This is a genomic window from Microbulbifer mixtoriginis (SeqCode) (assembly GCF_052466695.1).
In genome coordinates, this window is sequence record NZ_CP174285.1 from 477,276 (window position 1) to 496,994 (window position 19,719).

Here is a 19,719-nt window from a genome sequence, read left to right on the forward strand (position 1 = left end):
TTGCCTGAGAACCACTTGGCAATCTTCAAAAAAGTCCTCCTGCCGGGCGGTATTTATGACCTGCTTCACGGCCACTTTTCCCCTCTGCAATTAAAGTTCGCGCACCGGGCAGACCCTGTGCGGCGGCAGTGCCTGGGGGCACTGTCAAGGATTTGTAAACAGAAAAGCGGCGGCTAATAAGTGACGATGATGTCGGAAGTAATTGGACGGAAATCCTGGAATAATGCGCTTGTTGGTTTAGTGCTGCTCTGTATTTACATTGCTTTATTTTCTCCGCAGGCAAGGGCGGATCACAATTGTCCGTCGTCTCCGGATAATCCCGCATTTTTTAATATCCTTGACCATAGCTATAGTAATAGCTGGTGTGAACTCTGTGGCGATGGCCAGGTGACCATCAGAATTGTTGTTCCCAGCATCCGTAGTGGTTTTATGGGAACCCAGCATATTGAAAATATTGTGGTCACAGAAAACCTGGGGACTTCACAGCTGGAATATATCCCCGGTTCCACTACAGTAAGCTCTGGTGCTGTTTTAAGCGAACCTACTGTCAGCGGCACTACTATCCGTTGGGACCAAAACGACCTGTCTGCACTCGCTGCCCGTAATGAAAGTACTACCTTATGGATTACTTTCGGTGTGCGCAGTAGGGCAGACCGTGAAGAGGATTTGGTTAATAACAACCGCACTATTAATGCATCTGCCTCTTTCGACTATTGTGGTGATTCGGAGACAGATTACGATAGTATGGAGCTGGCTATTAAAGAGCCGCTGCCCTCCGTAGATAAACGCGGGCGTAATATCGATGCGGGTCAATCTAATTACACCAATAATGTTTATGGCAATATTAATGATGACGTGATCTGGCGTATCGCTATCTCCAATGCTGGCGATGCAGATATGCAAGATGTACGCTTTGATGATTTGATGACCAACCCGAATATGGACATCAATTATGCTTGTTCCAGCGAATCTGCTGCTCAGGCTATCGCCAATAACAATGGTTCCAATCCAGGTGTCTCTGGGTGTGTTTCAGCCAGCAACAATATCAATAATTTTGAGCTGAATGGCAGCTTCTCCGGTGGTTCAGGACGCACAGATGTTCCTGCAAACTCAACCCTGAATATCTATCTGGTAGGTAAGGTAAACACCTCCTGTAGTGACGGCACTAATACGGTTTCAGATATACAGTGGGGTTGCGAAATTGATGACGATACCGGTGTTGGGGGTATTTCCTCTCCTGCAGTAGGCTCAGGGCCCGGTTCAGATTCCGAAGCGATGTATGCCCGAGTTGCCGATGCACTCGATATTACCCAGGCCATTACTGGCACCAATTTGAATCAACCACTGGGTTCGGCTGGTTTTGTAACCATTACCATCAATAACCAGACACGTGGCTCGGTTAAGGATATCCAGTTCGTTAGTGATCTTCCGGATGAATATGTGGTGGATACCACCTATACACCACAAATTACCCGCTCGCGCCGTGGCGTTGATGGGCATGGGGCCAACTACAGCTCCACTTACCCCGGTAAGGCCGATACCTTGCAATGGCGTGTGGGTAGCAATTGGAATCAATGGCACACTGATCCACTGCAAAATAACAAGCCGGAATTCCGCCTGCTGAGTAGTACCACGCACCCGAATTATTCGGACCAGCGTAATATGATGCGTCAGGGCGATGAGATACAAATCCGTTTCCGTATTGTTACCACTGAGCCTGACTTTTTCGACAAGATGGCCGATCTCGATGTGGAAGTAGAATCGGCAGGTAACGGCAAGGACCCGAACAGTAATATTAGCCTCGCCAATAATGTTTTAACGATTGACTACGAGGATTTCTGCCCCAATACCAATCCTCCCACGCAGATTGAAAATCAGTCGGTTACCCCGAACCCGGAAGATCTGGATATCAGCACCGTGCATCCTCTGTACATTGTGCGGGATAGCGGTACGTCTGAGCTGACGGTAGATGTAACCAACAATGGTGGCCACGATGCGGATAACTACGATGTGTATGTCACCTTTGGTGAAGCCATGCGCGTGCTGTCGAATGACCGCGCCTGTACTCCAGTTGGCCAGCCTAACCCCGGCACCGTGCCCGCGCACCCGCTTTGGAACCAACCGGACTTTCTGCCAGCTTCGGCTGCGGTTTATCGCTGTACCAGTCTAGATGGTGTCATTGAACCGGGCAGAACCGAGCGTATTATTTTCCAGGTAGAAAAAAACCATTCTGCCACCGATGATGATCTTACCTTCCGCGCCGATGTGGTGGGAGAGATAGCCCTGTCCGATGGCACTCCGCTGTATTTCCCTAATCCAGCGGTGTTGAATGAAACAACGCCCCAGAAGCAGTTGGCCAATAACTACACCCTCGACGGTATGCGCGCGCGGGTAATGGGTTTTAACCTGATCAAGGAGCGCTCTGATCAGTGTAATGAATTAACTTCCGAAGTTGCATTCCCCAATAGCAGTGTGTTGATAGGTGAGGAGTGTCGCTTTGAAATCCAGGCCGGAGGCTGGTTTGGTTTCGACACGCCCGGATTTACCCTGATTGAAGTGCGCGATATTGATGTGCGCGATGACCTGCCGGATGGCCAGGGCTATATCGCCGATGCTCCGCTTACTTGTGCGGATGTCACCCTGCCGCACCCGGTTTCTCAGGCAAATTGTGTAGTGATTCCCAGTGGCGATATTGTGGAGACCGGGGGCTTGAATATTCCCCTTAGCGAAGCAGACTTTCTCTGGGATGTGACCTCCAAGATAACCCTGCGCGATCGCTGGTTCCTTGCAGATATGACCACGCGCTTACTCAATGATCCGGTGGATACTGAGAACACCGATCCGAATCAGCATGCCAATCCCAGCACCGATTACGCGCGCGCGCAATTTACTGCGGTTTTCGACACCGAAACTATTGTGGTGGATAACTACAATACCAGCGGTATTTTTACCAATATTGATGGTGTGCCTACTACCGTACCGGGTTTCCCGGATATTACCGAGTGGTCGGAAACTGTAACCGTCTCCGAGCCCCATATCGAAGTTGAGAAAAAAGTCTGTAACGAAAATCTCTACGGTATAGGTACCAGCTGTACAAATTTCGTGGACTTTACTAACGAAGGCCACCGGGACCAGACTTACATTTTCCGCCTGACCCTGACTAATCGCACAGCCGATAGCGGTGTAAACCGCGCTCCAGCCTACGATCTGGTGATCACCGATACGCTCGACCCTTCCGGTCAAATGTGTGTGCAGGCCCTGAGCAGCGATGGCCTGGATAACGATGGTGATGGCTCAGCGGAAACGAATAACGGTGATGATGGATGGGTAGGCACCACTACAGGTGCTAATAATTATTCTGAAGCCAGCCATTGTAGTAGTGGTGGAACTCCGGCGATTGTCACTTTCTCTTATGAGCATTCCACAGCACTGGAGCGCATTAATCCCGGTGACTCGGTAACCCTTTACTACCGCGTTAAGCCACATCGCTCCGTAGCGCCACTACAAATTTTTAACAATACCTTTTATGCCCGCTACGACAGCCTGGAAGGCAACTTTGGCCAACAGACCGCCACACAGATCGATAGTGACGTGGACAATGATGGCGTTGGCGATGGCACTCCCGCAGCAGGGCGTGCGCGCCACTATAAATCTGCGGATGCACAAGCGCGAATGCAGATTATTGAGGTGAAAGCGGAACCGAAGCAGGCTTTGCAATTATCCAATGGTGCTGCCAGCGGCACCAATAAAGATACTGCGGTTGTGGGCGAGGAAATTCGCTATCAGCTGACCGCAAAAATTCCTGCAGCTAAATTGCGTAACTTTATTATCCGCGATGAACTGCCGGCGGGAATGCGCTGTGTTGAAGGGCAAACCGTAAACCTCGATGCATCGCCCTACGATGCTGCTGGTTTTATTCCCGGTGGTACTTTTAGCGCTACCTGTACCAGTACAGGTAGCGCTGATTACGTGGAGTGGAATTTTGGCGATCAGGAACTCACCACGGTAACCGGTAGCTTGTTTGATTTCCCGGTGGAATTTATTGCGCGCATTGAAAATAGCAGCAATACCGGTGATGGTGATGTGCTGGGTAATGGTGGTAGTTACACCACTGCCCAGGTGAGCTATGTGGATGAGGCTAATCAAAACGTTACAGTACCTTTTGCCTCCCACGAAATTACCGTGCTGGAACCTAAGATACAGCTGAACAAATCGTTCGCAGTAACTAACAGCGATGCGGATGATATTCTCACAGTAACTGTCACTGCAGAAAATATCGGTACTGCCGCCGCCTATAACCTACAGGTACTCGATGACCTTACCGGCTCCAAGTTAGTTTATATCGGCAATATTGGAGGTAATGATCCACCCCAAAATGTCGATATCACTTCCGTGGGTGCTAATGCACCGATCTTTAGCTGGAATCGCAGTAATGCGGATTACAGCATCGCCGTGGGCGCTACTAAGTCATTCACCTTTGATGTGCGGGTAGAGCAGGGTGTAGAGCCCCATGAGATTCTGGATAACACCATTCAGGCCCGCTGGCAGTCCCTGCCGGGCAAAGATATTTCACTGAATAGCGGTAAGACTATTGGCAATGATGGCGCTGCTGACGGTATGCGTATCGGCGTGTTACCAAATGGTGGCGACGCGATTAATGATTATGAAACCAATGCCAGTGCCCAGACAGAAGTCTTGCCGTTACAGATAAACAAAACCGATTTACAGCCCGCTTTAGCTCCCACCATTGGTGCTCATAAAAAATTCCAGCTGGAAATCCGCTTGCCAGAAGGTATCAGCCAAAATGTAGCGGTTACCGATCAGCTCGGCAGCCCGGAAGGCTATGTGCTTAGCCATAATGCCGATTTCGATATTACTTATGATTTTGTCGGTATCGAAACCATTAATGGCGCAGCGCCATCTGAAACAGCATTCAATAGTTTCCCCACAGATAATACTGCCGGCAATGCCACCTGGAATATTGGCACCGTGGATACTGCCAGTGAAAATGACACGGTTGGCGGTACTATTGAACCACTGATTCGTATTACCTACTTTGCCCGTATCGCCAATGATTTGGCTACAAATAATGGCGATTCCCGTCGCAATGGTGCCACCCTGTCTTACCGCAATGGCGAAACCGGAGCCGGGGAAAATCTCAATGACAACACCGCTGCGGTTACCGTGGTAGAGCCTTTGCTAGCGGTCAGTAAAACCGTCAGTAATGCGACCAACCCCGGCAATTTGCCTGTGGGTGGTGATGTACTGGAGTACGAAATTACCGTGGCCCACGATGGTGGCTCCACAGCAGCTGCTTACGACTTAAATCTGGTGGATACACTACCTTCGGAATTGCGCCTGGACAGCAGTTTCACCCCAACGGCACTAATTAATGGTGGTGCTGTGGCAGGTTTTGTCTCAACACCGGCGGCAGCGCCCAATGGCCCCTTGATTTGGGGGCGGGAGAACGGTGATAACAATCTGGACCTGCAGTTGGGTGAAACTCTGGTGATTACCTACCGCACTCAGGTGAATGGGGTATTTGGTTCTCCCATTAGCAATAGTGTGATGTTGGATTGGACCTCTCTCGACAACAGCAGTACAAATGATCAGGCCTATGAACGCGATGGTGCTGGCTGCCCAAGTATTTCGGCACCGGATGATTACTGTGTGGGCCCGGCCAGCGCCAGTATCGACACGGTGGATAACACCACTATTTCCAAGACAGTCATTGCGGATTCCGATAGCGCCACTCCAGTGGGTACGGTACGGGTTGGTGACACTGTTACCTATCAGCTGGTTCTGAATCTGCAGGCGGGCACCACACCGGCGGTAACCGTTACCGATACGCTGCCGAGCGGATTGGAGTTTGATTCCATTGTCAGCGTGAACGGTGATACCACCGCGCCCTACGATGACAACTTGAATGATTACACCTATGCGGCGATTGCCGTGCCTGGCGCCGGGGATACTGGTACCGTGACCTGGAATCTGGGCGATATCCTCAGTAACTTCGGTAATACCAATCAATTTATTATTGAGTACACCGCCAAGGTACAAACCGGCGCGGGCATTGCGGTGCCCACTGCCACCCTCACCAATACTGCGCAACTGAATTACACCGGTGCTGCCAGCACATTGCAGGACAGCGCCAGTATTACAGTACTGCAGCCGCGCCTTGCGAATCTGACTAAAACCGATGCCAACTGGCCCAGTTCCCATATGAATGTGGATCCGGCCAATGATGTGATGCAGTTTACTTTACAAGCCTGTAACACTGGCTTGGCTCCAGCTTACGATCTGTCTTTGACCGATGATCTGGCGACGCAGATGGAGCAAAGTTCCATCGCCAATTTACGGGTCTCCCTGGATGGCTCAGTACTGACTCAAGGTACTGATTATAGCTACACTGCACCGGTCAATCGCGGTGACGATATGCACTTTACTTTACAGGTGCCTATCGACGCTGGTGCCTGCTTGGATATTTATTATGAAATTGGCTTTTATACTGATATCGGCGGCGGTGAAAACTGGGTAAACACTTTTACAGCAAATGAATTTTGGTCACTGCCCAGCAAGAGCGGTGAACAGTATGCTGCAGTTCCCCTGGCAACGCCTTACCCGATGGGTACTGTTGCCACTACGGTAACGCCTCCGCAGAAAACGCTGCTTACTGCCCCCACAGCGGCAGTGGGTGAGGAAGTGATATACCGAATTCAAGTACCGGGTAGCGCCACTACTGCGGCGATTCACGATTTGGTGATTACCGATGTGCTCGACCCCAGCCTGACACTGGTGCAGCTGCAGGAAATTAATGGCCGCGCATTTACTGATAACACCAGCAGTAACAATATTGCCCTGGCTGTTGACATGCTTCCGGCCGGCGAAGTGGCAATTTTTGAAGTGCGCGCACGGGTTGCCAATAATGCAACCGCGCAAGCGGGGCACAACTTTGCCAATCAAGCCAGTTATACCTTTGCCGCCACTAAAGGTGGGGCTGCACAGGCCGGCGGTGTCGGCACTGCGCCGGTGCTTACTATTGTGGAGCCGGATTTATCCGCAACCAATACGGTGGTCAACCAGACCAGCCCCGGTAATGACCCCGATGCGGGCGATATTTTGCGCTTTACCCTGGACCTAGCCGCTGCGGGCAGCCCGGAGAATTCCACCGCTTTCGATTTGGCTATCCTTGAGCAGCTCTCTCTGGGGCTGCAATTCGTACCGGGCAGTGTCACCTTTGCAGGTGCCGCCCAGGCCGACCCCACGGTAACCGGCGATGGTGTTAATACTACGCAAACTCTCGAGTGGAGCCGTGCCAACAGCGATCTGGATATCTCTGCCGGTAATAACAGCCTACTGGTATTCGATGCTCTGGTACTGGATGAAGTGCTGGCAGCTGCCACACTTTCCACCACTGCGCGTATCGAGTGGACCAGTCTGGATGAAGATAACAGCAGTCCCCATGAGCGCAATGGTGCTGACGGTGTCGGCGGTTTAAATGATTATGTACTGGAAAATATTGCCGCACAGCTGACCGCCTCCAATGACAGCGTACTGAGCAAAACCCGTGTTGACGATAGCTACGGTAGCACCGATGTGCAGTTGCGTATCGGCGATCTGGTGGAATACGAGCTGCGTCTGGCCCTGCCAGAAGGTACAGCACCGAAGGCGCAGATTGTCGATACCTTGCCCCAGGGCATGGTATTCGCCGGCACTGTGTCGATCAATGGCGATAACAATGCACCTTTCGCGGCTGTGGCACCTTTCCTCCACAACGATATCGCCGAGCCGGTGCAGGCTGGTGACCCGGCCGCGGGCCCGACCACACTGAATTGGAATATTGCTGATTTGCGCAACCAAGGCGATAACAACGCAGCTAATGATGAATTTGTGCTGCGCTATCGCGCGCGGGTATTAAACCGCGATGTGCACCCATGGCCAGCCAACAATACTGCACTCACTAATAATGTTGTTTTCAGCTTCGATGCCGCTACCGGTAATGAAACACGCAATGACAGTGAAACTCTGGATCTGCTACAGCCAGACCTGGCAATAGCAATCAGTTCGAACCCTGCTGGGGGTACCACTCTCTCCGCCGGTGATAGGGTCGATTACACCATTACTATTACCAATAATGGTTCTGCGCCCGCCTATGATCCGCTCTTTAAAGATTTGATTCCCATCGGCCTGCGCCAGGCTGGTATCAATGTGCAGTCAGTAACTGTCAATGGCGCTACTGCAACGGTTGTTGCTCCAACTTTCGACAGCAGCACTGGCGCAGCGATTTGGGATTTCTCCGCGGGTACCGGTTACGCCATTAACCCAGGCCAGACTTTACAAATGGTGTACCGCGTTCAGGCGGATGCTAATTTGGGCGCGGGCCTTAATCTGCAAAATGCCGCTTATGTGGAGACTTATTACTCTTTGGATGGAGACAATCTGCCTTCTCTCGGTACGACGGCCGTGACTGCGGATATGCGCGAAGACTACGGCCCCACAGCCCCGGTGAGTGTGCAGTTTAATACTCCCAATGCCGCGCCGCTTTTCATTGAAAATACTCAGCCCACGGCTTCTATTGGCGAGCCGTTCAATTATCGCATTACTATTCCGCAAACGCCGCAGCCAGCAGCCCTGCACGATGTTAGCGTGTTGATTGACCTCAGTGCTTCCGCGGCGGATTTGGAATTTATTGGTGCGGCCAAGGTTTCCGGTAAAAATGCATTTACTCCGCAAAATACCGGTTCCGCTTCTGCACTGGTGATTGCCGATACTACCAACGGCATCGATGTGCCCGCTGGTGAGCAGGTGGTTATTGATGTAACGCTGCGCTTGCACGACAGTAATCCACCCAATGTGGATGGCTTCATGTTTAGCAACAGCGCCAGTTACAGCTACAACTACGATAATGACAACCCGGCCATGGGGCAGGGTGCTGGTACGGGTAATTCCACCTTGGATATGCAGGTGGTAGAACCCACGGCGATTACCCTGACAAAAACCGGCCCGGCCAGTTTGCAGTCCGGTTTACCTGGCACCTTTACTTTGGACTTACACAATATTGGTACCGGCCCAGCCTGGGATATCAGCGTGACCGATATCCTGCCGGACAATAATCCCGGTGGCATGTGTGAAACCGCACCAAATAATTTTGCCGCACAAATCACCGATGCGGCCGGTACTGCGATTGCCACCCTGAGCGAAGGTACCGATTTTAATACGGCCTTTGATGCAGCCAGTTGTACTCTTACCATCACATCAATTGGCGCTGGGGCAATGTTGGCTGCGGATCACCATCTGCTGCTAAGTTACGACGCTACTCTGGATGTAGATACCCACGATGGCGATACGCTCACTAATATTGCCGGGGTAACGCTGTGGCACAGTTGGGATAGCAGTGCGCCTGAAGCGCGTCAGTACACCCGTCCGGCGCCTACCGATGGTACACTTGGCGTGCTCGATCATGAGGATGCCTATACCCTGAGTGCTTCAGTTCCCAAGGTAACTTTCTACAAGACTGTCGAGAATGTTACTCGTGGACAAAACCCGGCTGTCACGGCCAGCCCTGCAGAGGTATTGCGCTACACCCTCACTTTGAAAAATATCAGCGGTGTGGATGTCAGTGGTATTGAGATTACTGATGACTTGGGCCGCCTAAACAGCTTGCCATTGTTCCAGTCGGGCTCCCTGCAACTGGTTACTGCTCCGGCGAGTAGCGATAGCAGCGGGACAGATGCTTCTGCTGGTACCCACGGCAGTGGCTTGTTGAAGGTGACCAATCTTGACTTGGCAGCAAGTGGCAGTGCGGGTGATTCCATTCAGTTGATCTATGAAGTAAGTCTCGCCCCTGTCATAGATAGCGGTACAACTGTGTTGAATCAGGCTCAGGTACAGTTGCCCGGTCAATTACTGAAAAACAGTGATGATCCCAATATTAACGGTACTGATGATCCTGACGCTGCGGGGGATGAAGACCCTACTCAGGTATTAATTGAATCTGAACCACTGCTGGTAATTCATAAAACCTCAGCAGATATGACCGGTGACCCGGACCTGCTGATGGTGGCGGATACCCTGCGCTATACCATTCGCGTGGAAAATACCGGTAACGAAAATATCGTTAACGGGATGTTGCGTGATCAGATCCCAGCGAATACTACTTATGTTGCTGGCTCCACCACCTTGAATGGTTCTGCGCTTACAGATGTAAGTGGCGCTTCGCCGCTTGAAGCGGGTATGAACATTAATACATCTGGCGAAGCCGATGGTTTCATTGCTGCAGCGGCAACTGGCGCTGTGCCTGTGATGGTTACCTTTGATGTCACCATTAATGACGTCAATGACGGCACTATTATTTCAAACCAAGGCTTTGTTAATGGCGAAGGTGCTGGTAGTGGCCCCTTCGATGAAGTCCCATCGGATGACCCCGCTACAGATGCCCCCAACGATCCAACAATAGATATTGTTGGCGATGTTCCCCTGCTGGTTGCTCATAAGACCGTGGCAATTACGGTGGATAATATTTCTACGGGTATTGTCGACCCCGGTGATGTGCTGCGTTACACCATTGCGATTACCAATATGGGGGGGGTTGATGCGCTGCAGGTGGCACTCACTGACCAAGTGCCTGCAAATACCACTTATGTTGCCGGCAGTACCACCTTAAATGGTATCGCGGTTGCTGATAATGCCGGTGGTATGTCACTGCTGAATACTGCATTGCCGGTATCTTCTGATGACCTAACCCCACCTTTGCCAGGTGCCAACGAGGGGGTGATTACTTCTGCACAAACTGCCACCGTAACTTTTGATGTAATGGTGAATATGGATGCTGCCAGGGGTACGGTAATCAGTAACCAGGGCAGTGTTGCTGCAGAAGAACTGCCACTGGTACTCACTGATGCAGATGGCAATCCGGCCAATGGTGCCCAACCGACACTAGTGGTGGTGGGTGATGCACAGCTGCTTTCAATTGTAAAAGAAGTTGCCGTTGTCGGCGGTGGCGCAGCCGAAGCCGGAGCAGTGCTGGAGTATCTGGTGACCATTGAAAATATCAGTGGTGTGCCGGCGACCATGGTAAATATTATTGATGACCTAATGGTTGCCGGCGATGGTGTCCTTACCTACGTTGCAGACTCTGCCATGCTCAACGGCCAAGTAGATGGAGTCAGCGTTGCCGGTACGGTAATTACTGCTGACTACTCCACAACTTATGGAGATTTGCTGCCGGGTGAAAGTGTGACATTGCGCTTCCAGGCAAAACTTTCCGACAGCCTGGAAATTGGCTACACCGTGGTGAATACCGCGGAAGTGCACTGGAATGATCCACCTTCAAGCAACCAGGCCAGTGTTGCTATCGATGTTGGTGGCACACCGGGAATCGCTAATTTGGCCGGTTACCTGTGGCACGATGTGAACTTCAATAATCAGGCCGATGCCGATGAACGCCTGCTGTTGAATTGGGCAGTGGATCTGTATTTCAACGGTGCATTGCTGGAAACAATCCAGACCGATGAAAATGGCTATTTCCATTTCCAGGGACTGGTACCCAACAATTATGGTGGCCTTAGTTACGAGATGCGCTATACCGCGCCGGATGCCAGCGAAAGTACCGCATCTCTGGGTAATCCGGTTTCCGATTTCACCAATGGTCCCCAGCGTATTAGTGAGATCTTTGTGGAGTCGGGTGCTAATCCGCAAGACTTAAACCTGCCGCTCACGCCAAACGGAGTCATTTACAACTCCATCCTGCGTGCTCCGATTACCGGCGCTACGCTGAGTATGCTGCGTGCCAGCTCAGGCCAGGAGCTGCCGAATCGTTGCTTCGATGATGAAAAGCAGCAGGGTCAGGTAACCCGTGCCGGTGGCTACTACAAGTTCGATATTAATTTCGATGATGCCGCCTGTCCGGCCAATGCGGACTACCTGATTCGAGTAGAACTGGCCGATGACAATTATGTCGGTGGTGAATCCCTGGTTATTCCAGCGCAGACCAATGAGGAGACTGCCGGATTCGATGTGGGCGCTTGCCTCGGCAGTAATGCGGATATGGTGCCGGGTACTGCGCAACACTGCGAGGTGCAACTGTCCCCGGCTAATCCGCCACTGGATATAGAAGCACGTGATACCCTGACCAACTATTACCTGCGCCTGACTCTGGATAACAAACAAATTCCAGGGGATAGCCAGTTGTTCAACAACCATATCCCCCTGGACCCGAAATTAGAGGGGGCGCTCTCTATTACTAAAACTGCGGCCATGTTGAATGTGACCCGCAGCCAATTGGTGCCTTACACCATTACCTTCGGCAATAACCTGCCGGTACCGCTCACCGATTTGCAGCTGGTGGACTTTTTCCCCGCAGGCTTCAAATACGTGGCCGGCTCGGCGCGTCTCGATGGTGAACCGGTGGAACCGGAGATGAAGGGGTTACAGTTGATCTGGTCGGACCTACGTGTAGAGGCGGATCAGACCCGCGAGTTGAAACTGCTACTCGTTGTAGGCTCCGGTGTAGGGGAGGGCAAGTATGTGAACCGTGCACGTATGTTTAACCAGCTCTCCGGGCAGGCGGCGTCTGGTGAAGCCTCGGCGACCGTGCGTGTGGTACCGGACCCCACTTTCGACTGTACCGATGTGATCGGTAAGGTCTTCGACGATAAAAATATGAACGGCTACCAAGATGCCGGTGAAGGTGGACTGGCCGGTGCGAGGGTCGTCAGTGCAACGGGTCTCAATGCCACTGCCGATGCCCACGGTCGATTCCATATTACCTGTGCGGTGGTGCCGAACCCCGATCGCGGTTCCAATTTTGTGCTCAAGCTCGACGACCGCAGTTTGCCAAGCGGCTATCGTCTCACCACAGAAAACCCGCGCGTGGTGCGTGCGACCCGAGGCAAGATGGTGAAGTTTAACTTCGGCGCCAGCCTGCATCGGGTAGTGCGCCTGGATATGGCCGAGGCGGTCTTCGAACCGACAACTACCGAGATGCGTCCCCAATGGCAGTCCCGAATTGAGCTGCTGCTGGAAAAACTCAGTGAAGCGCCCTCGGTATTGCGCCTGTCCTACCTCGCGGAAAATGAAGACCCGGATTTGGTGGAAGAGCGTTTGCAAACGATCAAGGCGGATATTGCCGAGCAGTGGGCGCGTAGTTATGGCGACTACGAACTGACGATTGAAACGGAAGTGTTCTGGCGGCGTGGTGCGCCGCCCAGCAAAGGAGGGTGGCAGTAATGTCCTTTGCAGATGGCAATAAAAAGCGCAGTAACTTGGAGTGTTCGCGCACACCTGGCACAGCGGTTGTTGCGAAAAAAAACACTCGCACATTTCGTCGGCGTGAGCGTTGCCTGGCCACAGCGATTACTTTGGCCTTGGCAATGCCTGTACACGCGCAGCAGCAATCTGATACCGAGGTAGCCGAACCCCTGGAAACCAGCTGGTGGCAGGTGTGGCAAAAAATTCCCGGACTGGCGCCAGAGGTAGAGGAGCCGCAGACGGAGTTTGAGGAAAAATCCATAGGCAGCAATACGGAAACGATGTTGCTGCGCGCCCCTTCCAATCAATGGCTGCAGGATGCGGGCACTTTTATTGCCCCTCCCGAGCCGATTGTGGTGGAAGACTTTATCGAGCCATTACAGTTTTTCGCTGTGGCTGATGAAGTTTCTCCTGAGGACATCGCGTTATTGCGTGAAAAGCTGGATGAGCTGGGAGAGACGCCCAATTTCCAATTGCATTTTATTGGTCACACCGATTCGGACCCGATGCAAAAAGAATTCGTTGCGGATTACGCAAGTAAGGAAGAATTTACCCTTGCTCGCGCTCAATTCGTGGCAGATTTTTTCCAGCAGGCTTTGGAACTGCCGGAAGAGATGATCGCGGTGGAAAGCCGCGGTGACGCAGAGCCCATTGCCGACAATATCACTACTGCCGGACGCGAACTGAACCGTCGTGTGCAAGTGCAGGTGAGTTACGATGCTCTGGATGCAGAGGCTATGGCAGCCCGTGCCCGCGCTGAAGCCCTGGCACTTAACCGGGTCAAAGTGTGTCGGCAGGAAACGGTTTGTAGATTGAATTATACCGCTGGCACTGAACAGCGCGCGCGCTTAAAAAACCTGGTTAATCCTTTGCGCTGGCAGCCGGGGCAGGCGAATTTACCCGAGGCGTTCTTACGGCGTATCCGTGAAGTGCGCACAAATCTGGCCAACAAAAATAATCTGGTGATTCATTTTGTTGGTCATACCGATGCGTTGCCTCTGCAAATTGGTGAAAGCTCTGAGCAGCAACAGAGTGCCTATCAGGAAAAGTCCCATAGCGAAGCCCGCCGTGTTGCTCTGGCGGTGCGCGATGCCCTGGGCCTACCGGACACCATGATATCCAGTAGCGGCAAGGGCGCCAGTCAGCCCATAGCCGCTAATGATACACCCAAGGGGCGCACCCTAAACCGCCGTGTGGAAGTGGAGTTCTGGTACGACGATCCCCTCGAAGTGGCGGTGGATGGCGTACAGGCCTGCCCGGAAGCGGCAGCCGCAGAAACCATTACCATTGCCCATCAATCCCTGCGTGGCGATATAGCCCCTATCCGTTTCGATAATGGCGATCCGATTATTACCCAGGCGCAGCTGACTCAAATTCGCGCTGCCATGGGGGAAATTTCGAGCAAAGCCAATGTGCGCCTGAGCTTTATTGGCTATAGCGAAAATAAGCGCATGGACCGCCGGGAAGCTATGGTTTACGGCGATGATGTTGGGCTCTCTGGTGCCCGCGCCCGCCGCGCGATGGAGCAGGTAAAAGAGCTTCTCAGCCTCGAAGACTCCCAAGTGGAATTTGAAGGGCGCGGTTATGTGCAGTCCGACGATGTAGTGGCCAACGGTTTCACCCTGGATGAAGGCGCGAGGGTTGAAGTGCAGGTGCTCTACGATGAGCTGGCGATTCTGGCGGAGAGCGACCGCCTGGAAATCGAGCGTATTAACCGCGAAGCTATCGCTAACAACCCCTATTCACTGAATTTAATGCGTATTACTGTGGATGGCAGCCCCGAATACGATCCCTATAAAAATTCTGCCGATCTGCAGCGCTGTACCGATGTGGCGCTGGATAATGCCAATATCCAGTTCCGCTTCGATAACAAAAAAATGCAGCCGCGTCTGAATATTTCAGCCTGGCCCAATACCATTCGCTATGCGGATAACCCGGATACCGAGCAAAGCGAGAACCGCGTGGTTTTCCGCAGCTACACCAACTATCCCAGTTTTATTGAGCGGGCAGAGGTACGCCTGTTTGAAGAAGGGCAGTCCCTGAGAGACACGCCGCTTGACATAGTCCCGCTGGCTGCCGGAGAAGGGGAGTGGTTTGCAGAATTTTCCCATTTCCAGGCACCGCTAAAAAAACTGCACTATGTATTGCGGGTGTACGATAAAAAAGGCCGCTTCGATGAAACTGCCGAGCAGACTCTGTGGCTGGTGGATAAGGTTGAAGAGTCAACGAAAGAGGTAAACGTTTCACAGGAATTATTGGTTGGCTACGGTGAAAATCGCCTAGCGCGAAGAAATATTCCTCTGGATGGTAACAGTGTGCTGGTGAACGGTGCCGAGGTACCGCCAGGGCACACTGTGTGGCTGGCGGGCAACCCGGTACCGGTCAACGAGCAGGGCCAGTTTGTCGCCGAACAAATTTTCGACCCCGGTATGCACACCGTGGAAGTGGCGGTTCTGGATGAAGAGGGCAATGGTGAATTGTTCCTGCGCGATCTGGAATTTGCCAAAAACGATTGGTTTACCGTGGGTATTGCCGATCTCACGATTGGCTATGACAAAACCAACGGCCCGGCAGCTTTGGTTACCGGCGATGAAACCCACTACGACAATTCTGTTAGCTACGATGGCCGCCTGGCGTTTTATACCAGCGGTGGTTTCGGTGAGGGCTGGCGCCTCTCTGCCAGTGCGGATACGGAAGAGGGGCCGGTGGATGATTTATTTTCCAACTTTATGGAAAAAACGCCCGATGCTCTGTTCCGCCGTTTAGATAGTGATCTTTATTATCCCACCTTTGGTGACGACTCCACCGTAGTGGAAGACGCACCCACCTCCGGCAAGTTTTATGTGAAGTTGTCCAAGTACGACGACTACGGCTTGTGGGGTAATTTCAAGGCGACCTATGCCGATAACGAACTGGCGCAAATAGACCGCGCACTCTATGGTGCTAACGGCCACTTCGAAAGCGATTCCATGACCAGCTTCGGGGAAAAACGCTTTCAGGTCGATGCCTTTGGTGCGGAGCCAGGCACTATTGCCGGGCGCGATGAGTATCGTGGAACCGGTGGCTCCCTGTATTTCATGCGTCATCAGGATATTCTCAACGGCTCCGAACGCCTGCGGGTTGAAGTGCGGGATAAAGACTCCGGTTTGGTACTGGCAGTAAAAAATCTTTCCCCGGTGATCGATTACGATATCGATTACATTCAAGGCCGCGTACTGCTGAACAAGCCCTTGTCTGCCTTGGCTAACGATAATCTGTTAATCCAGGATGGCTCCTACAACGGTAATCCGCAGTATCTGGTAGCCCGCTACGAATATACCCCCGGCTTTGAAGAGATGGATACCCTTGCCTTTGGTGGCCGCGCCCATTACTGGTTTGGAGATCACGTAAAGCTGGGGCTCAGTGCTACCCAACAGGATGAGGATGACAGCGAAACTGCGCTGCAAGGCTTTGACTTAACATTACGTAAAACGGCAGGCAGCTGGCTGAAAGTGGAAGTGGCCAACAGTGAAGGCGGTAATCTCGATAGTACCAACTCCTTAGATGGTGGTTTTACTTTTGATAGCGGTCAAACTTTTGATCCTGAGGCTAGCGCTGCTGCCAACAAAATTGAAGCTAGCCTACAGCTGGGTGATTTCTTCGAAAGCCTACGCGGCTCCGGTAATTTCTATCACCAGCAACGGGAAGCGGGGTTTTCTGGCCCCGGTCAATTTGCCCGCGGTGAAACCACCCAGTTTGGAGCGGGGATCAACCTACCTCTCGGTGAAAGTTTCGATGTGGGCTTGAAAGCGGATAGTAAAGAAGAGGAATTCGGCCTGCACACCAGTGCAACGGATTTGATGCTCGGCTACCGTCTCAACGATCACTGGCATCTCAGTTCCGGTGTGCGCAGCGATAGCCGCGAAGATTTCTCCCAAGTTGTAGCGGCCACCCAGACCCAGGGCGACCGCACTGATATGGCAGTGGAGGCCAGTTATGATTCTGGCGAAAATTGGAGTGCTTTCGGCTTTGTGCAGGGTACCGTAGAGGTGACCGGCACTCGTGAGGAAAACAATCGTGTCGGTGTCGGCGGTGCCTACCGGGTGAGCGACAGACTCACCATGGATAGTGAGGTTTCCAGCGGTGATACCGGCATGGGCGCGCGACTGGGCACTGACTTCCTGGTGAGCGACAGAACCAGCGTATACCTGAATTACACCCTCGATAACGAGCGCAGCGATACCGGCGTACGTGCCCGCAAAGGCAATATGAGTACCGGCTTCCGCAGCCGTTATTCCGATACCCTGAGCATGTATGGTGAGGAGCGCTACAGTCACGGCGATATCTCCACCGGACTGACGCATGCCTTGGGTATGGACCTGGCGCCCAATGATCGCTGGACATACGGCACCACGGTAGAAGCGGGCACCCTGGAAGACCCACGCACCGGTGCCAAAACCGAGCGCAACGCCCTGGGCCTTAATATGGGCTATAGCCTGGATGCGATCCGTTTGGCCTCAGCGGTGGAATACCGTACCGATGCCATGGAAACCGCAGTGGATGAAAATACTGTGCTGGAATCCGAGCGCGATACCTGGCTGCTGAAGAACACCCTGAGCTATCAGCTCAACCCAGACTGGCGCTTGGTTGGCAAATTTAATTACTCCGATAGCAAAAGTTCCCAGGGCGAGTTCTATGATGGAAAATTTACCGAAGCGGTAATGGGCTACGCCTACCGCCCGGTGAATCACGATCGCCTCAACACGCTATTGAAATACACCTATTTCTATAACGTGCCCACCAAAGATCAGGTAACCGTAGAAAACACCTCAGCTGAATTTATTCAGAAGAGCCATATTTTCTCCGTGGATGCCAGCTATGATCTCACCCAGCGCTGGACCCTGGGAGGCAAATACGCCTACCGCCTCGGTCAGCTAAGCCTGGATAGAGAAGACCCGGAATTCTTTGACAGCCGCGCCAGCCTCTATGTACTGCGCGCAGACTGGCATTTTGTAAAACGCTGGGATCTCCTCATCGAAGGGCGCCTGCTCGATTTACCCGACGCGCAGGACAGCAAGAGCGGTGCATTAATTGGCCTATATCGCCATATTGGTGACCACCTCAAGCTGGGGGTGGGCTACAACTTTACGGATTTCTCTGATGATCTTACTCAGCTGGATTACGACAGCCAGGGGATGTTTGTGAATATTGTTGGGAAGTTATGACCAAAGGGTTGTGAGGGACAGTCTGAAAATATGAGAAAACTGCTAGTTAAGTTGCTGTTGGATTTAGTAATTAAGTTGTTACCTCAGGTCTTCTTGATTTAAAGACTCGATTTCACTCACAACAAGTAACAAAGAAGATCCAGTGGAGTATTTGTACTCCACGCGGTCTGTTTTTTTGGAATTAGCGTATCAGATTCATTAAGTCACTATTGTTGAGGACCATCGGAGTGAGGCTCTAGTTGGTGTTTAGTCGCGTACTCATCTCCAATTAAAAAATATAAGATACTCCTGCCTGCCATACACCAAGGTTATCCAGATCGAATTCCACTTGTTCGTTTTCAGTTATTTTATATTTGCCGATCTCTCCGATATTATATTGAATATATTCAGTATTCATACGCAAAGAGTCGGTGAAGTTGTAGCGGAACCCACCTCCAAGGTGGACGAAGCTTTTGTTGAATGATCTCGACTCGTGGACGTCGATTCCTTCAATTATCCCTTCCATAGATAGAGACCAATCTAGCTCTCCAAAGCTATAACCCCCTAGCAGATACAGGCAGGTTCTTTGGCAGGATTTCGAAAGCTCAAAAACACCGGTCAGGGAGAATACTTCTAAATCAAACTTTTGCCAGGAATCAAAAATTACCGCCGTGACGGGATCGTTCTCATCAAAATCCCACGCGTCAATTTTATCAGTAGAAACGGTGCTGTAGCTTAATCGCAATTCCAGCGGATAATTGTCAAAGTTTGCCCCTATTGAAATACTATTCCATGACTCTCTCTCAGAAGCAGTGAATTCTAAGTAGCTAAACTCCTTTGTATTTCCTTTCTCAGTTGTTCGATAATCTCGAGTAAGTTCTATTTCGCTATATCCTGTGTTTAAGGATATATATGGATGGAAACTTAGTGTCTTTTGGTTGCCGAACTCGGCTGCACTAGTGTTAGTTGAAATAACAAGAGCTACGAGAACGGTGGTTAAACGAGAATGCATGGCTTCCTCCATATGGTTACTACGCTTTTTCTTAATTTCTAAGACTGGGTTCTTAGGTTTAAAACGGGTTGAAACCAATCAATATAGCGACATTGCTTCGATTGGAAATACTGAGGTCAGGTAGTGGAGAAGTAGTAAATTCATTTGGTCTTCACTGCTTAGGTAAGACTGACAACAGGTATCCTGTCTCCCTACAAAGCAGTGGATACTTCTTACTTCTATGATATGCCCTACCTCTGCTACGGTAAAAAAGGCACAACAATACTCAAAAATCTA

Annotated in this window: 3 protein-coding genes; 2 read left to right on the forward strand and 1 reads right to left on the reverse strand. The window is 51.7% G+C overall.

The genetic code is table 11. The features are described from left to right. Positions 1–189: 189 nt before the first annotated feature. Together ACJJI0_RS02000 and ACJJI0_RS02005 are read left to right on the forward strand one after the other, a co-directional pair. Entirely contained in the window at positions 190–13,227 is a 13,038-nt protein-coding gene (locus ACJJI0_RS02000; RefSeq protein ID WP_444884444.1) for an isopeptide-forming domain-containing fimbrial protein, read from the forward strand. Beyond that, positions 13,227–18,452, forward strand: coding sequence for an OmpA family protein (locus ACJJI0_RS02005; protein ID WP_444884445.1), 5,226 nt, complete (start codon positions 13,227–13,229; stop codon positions 18,450–18,452). Before ACJJI0_RS02000 ends, ACJJI0_RS02005 begins: the two co-directional genes overlap by 1 nt. A 268-nt stretch (positions 18,453–18,720) precedes the next feature. On the opposite strand, the gene ACJJI0_RS02010 is transcribed toward ACJJI0_RS02005, so the two are convergent. Beyond that, entirely contained in the window at positions 18,721–19,443 is a 723-nt protein-coding gene (locus tag ACJJI0_RS02010; RefSeq protein WP_444884446.1) for an outer membrane protein, read from the reverse strand. Positions 19,444–19,719: the final 276 nt, after the last annotated feature.

What these genes read in the sequence shown, in the direction of transcription:
- ACJJI0_RS02010 (WP_444884446.1), bottom strand. Translation starts at nt 19,443, where the DNA reads ATGCATTCTCGTTTAACCACCGTTCTCGTAGCTCTTGTTATTTCAACT.
- ACJJI0_RS02000 (WP_444884444.1), top strand. Translation starts at nt 190, where the DNA reads ATGTCGGAAGTAATTGGACGGAAATCCTGGAATAATGCGCTTGTTGGT.
- ACJJI0_RS02005 (WP_444884445.1), top strand. Translation starts at nt 13,227, where the DNA reads ATGTCCTTTGCAGATGGCAATAAAAAGCGCAGTAACTTGGAGTGTTCG.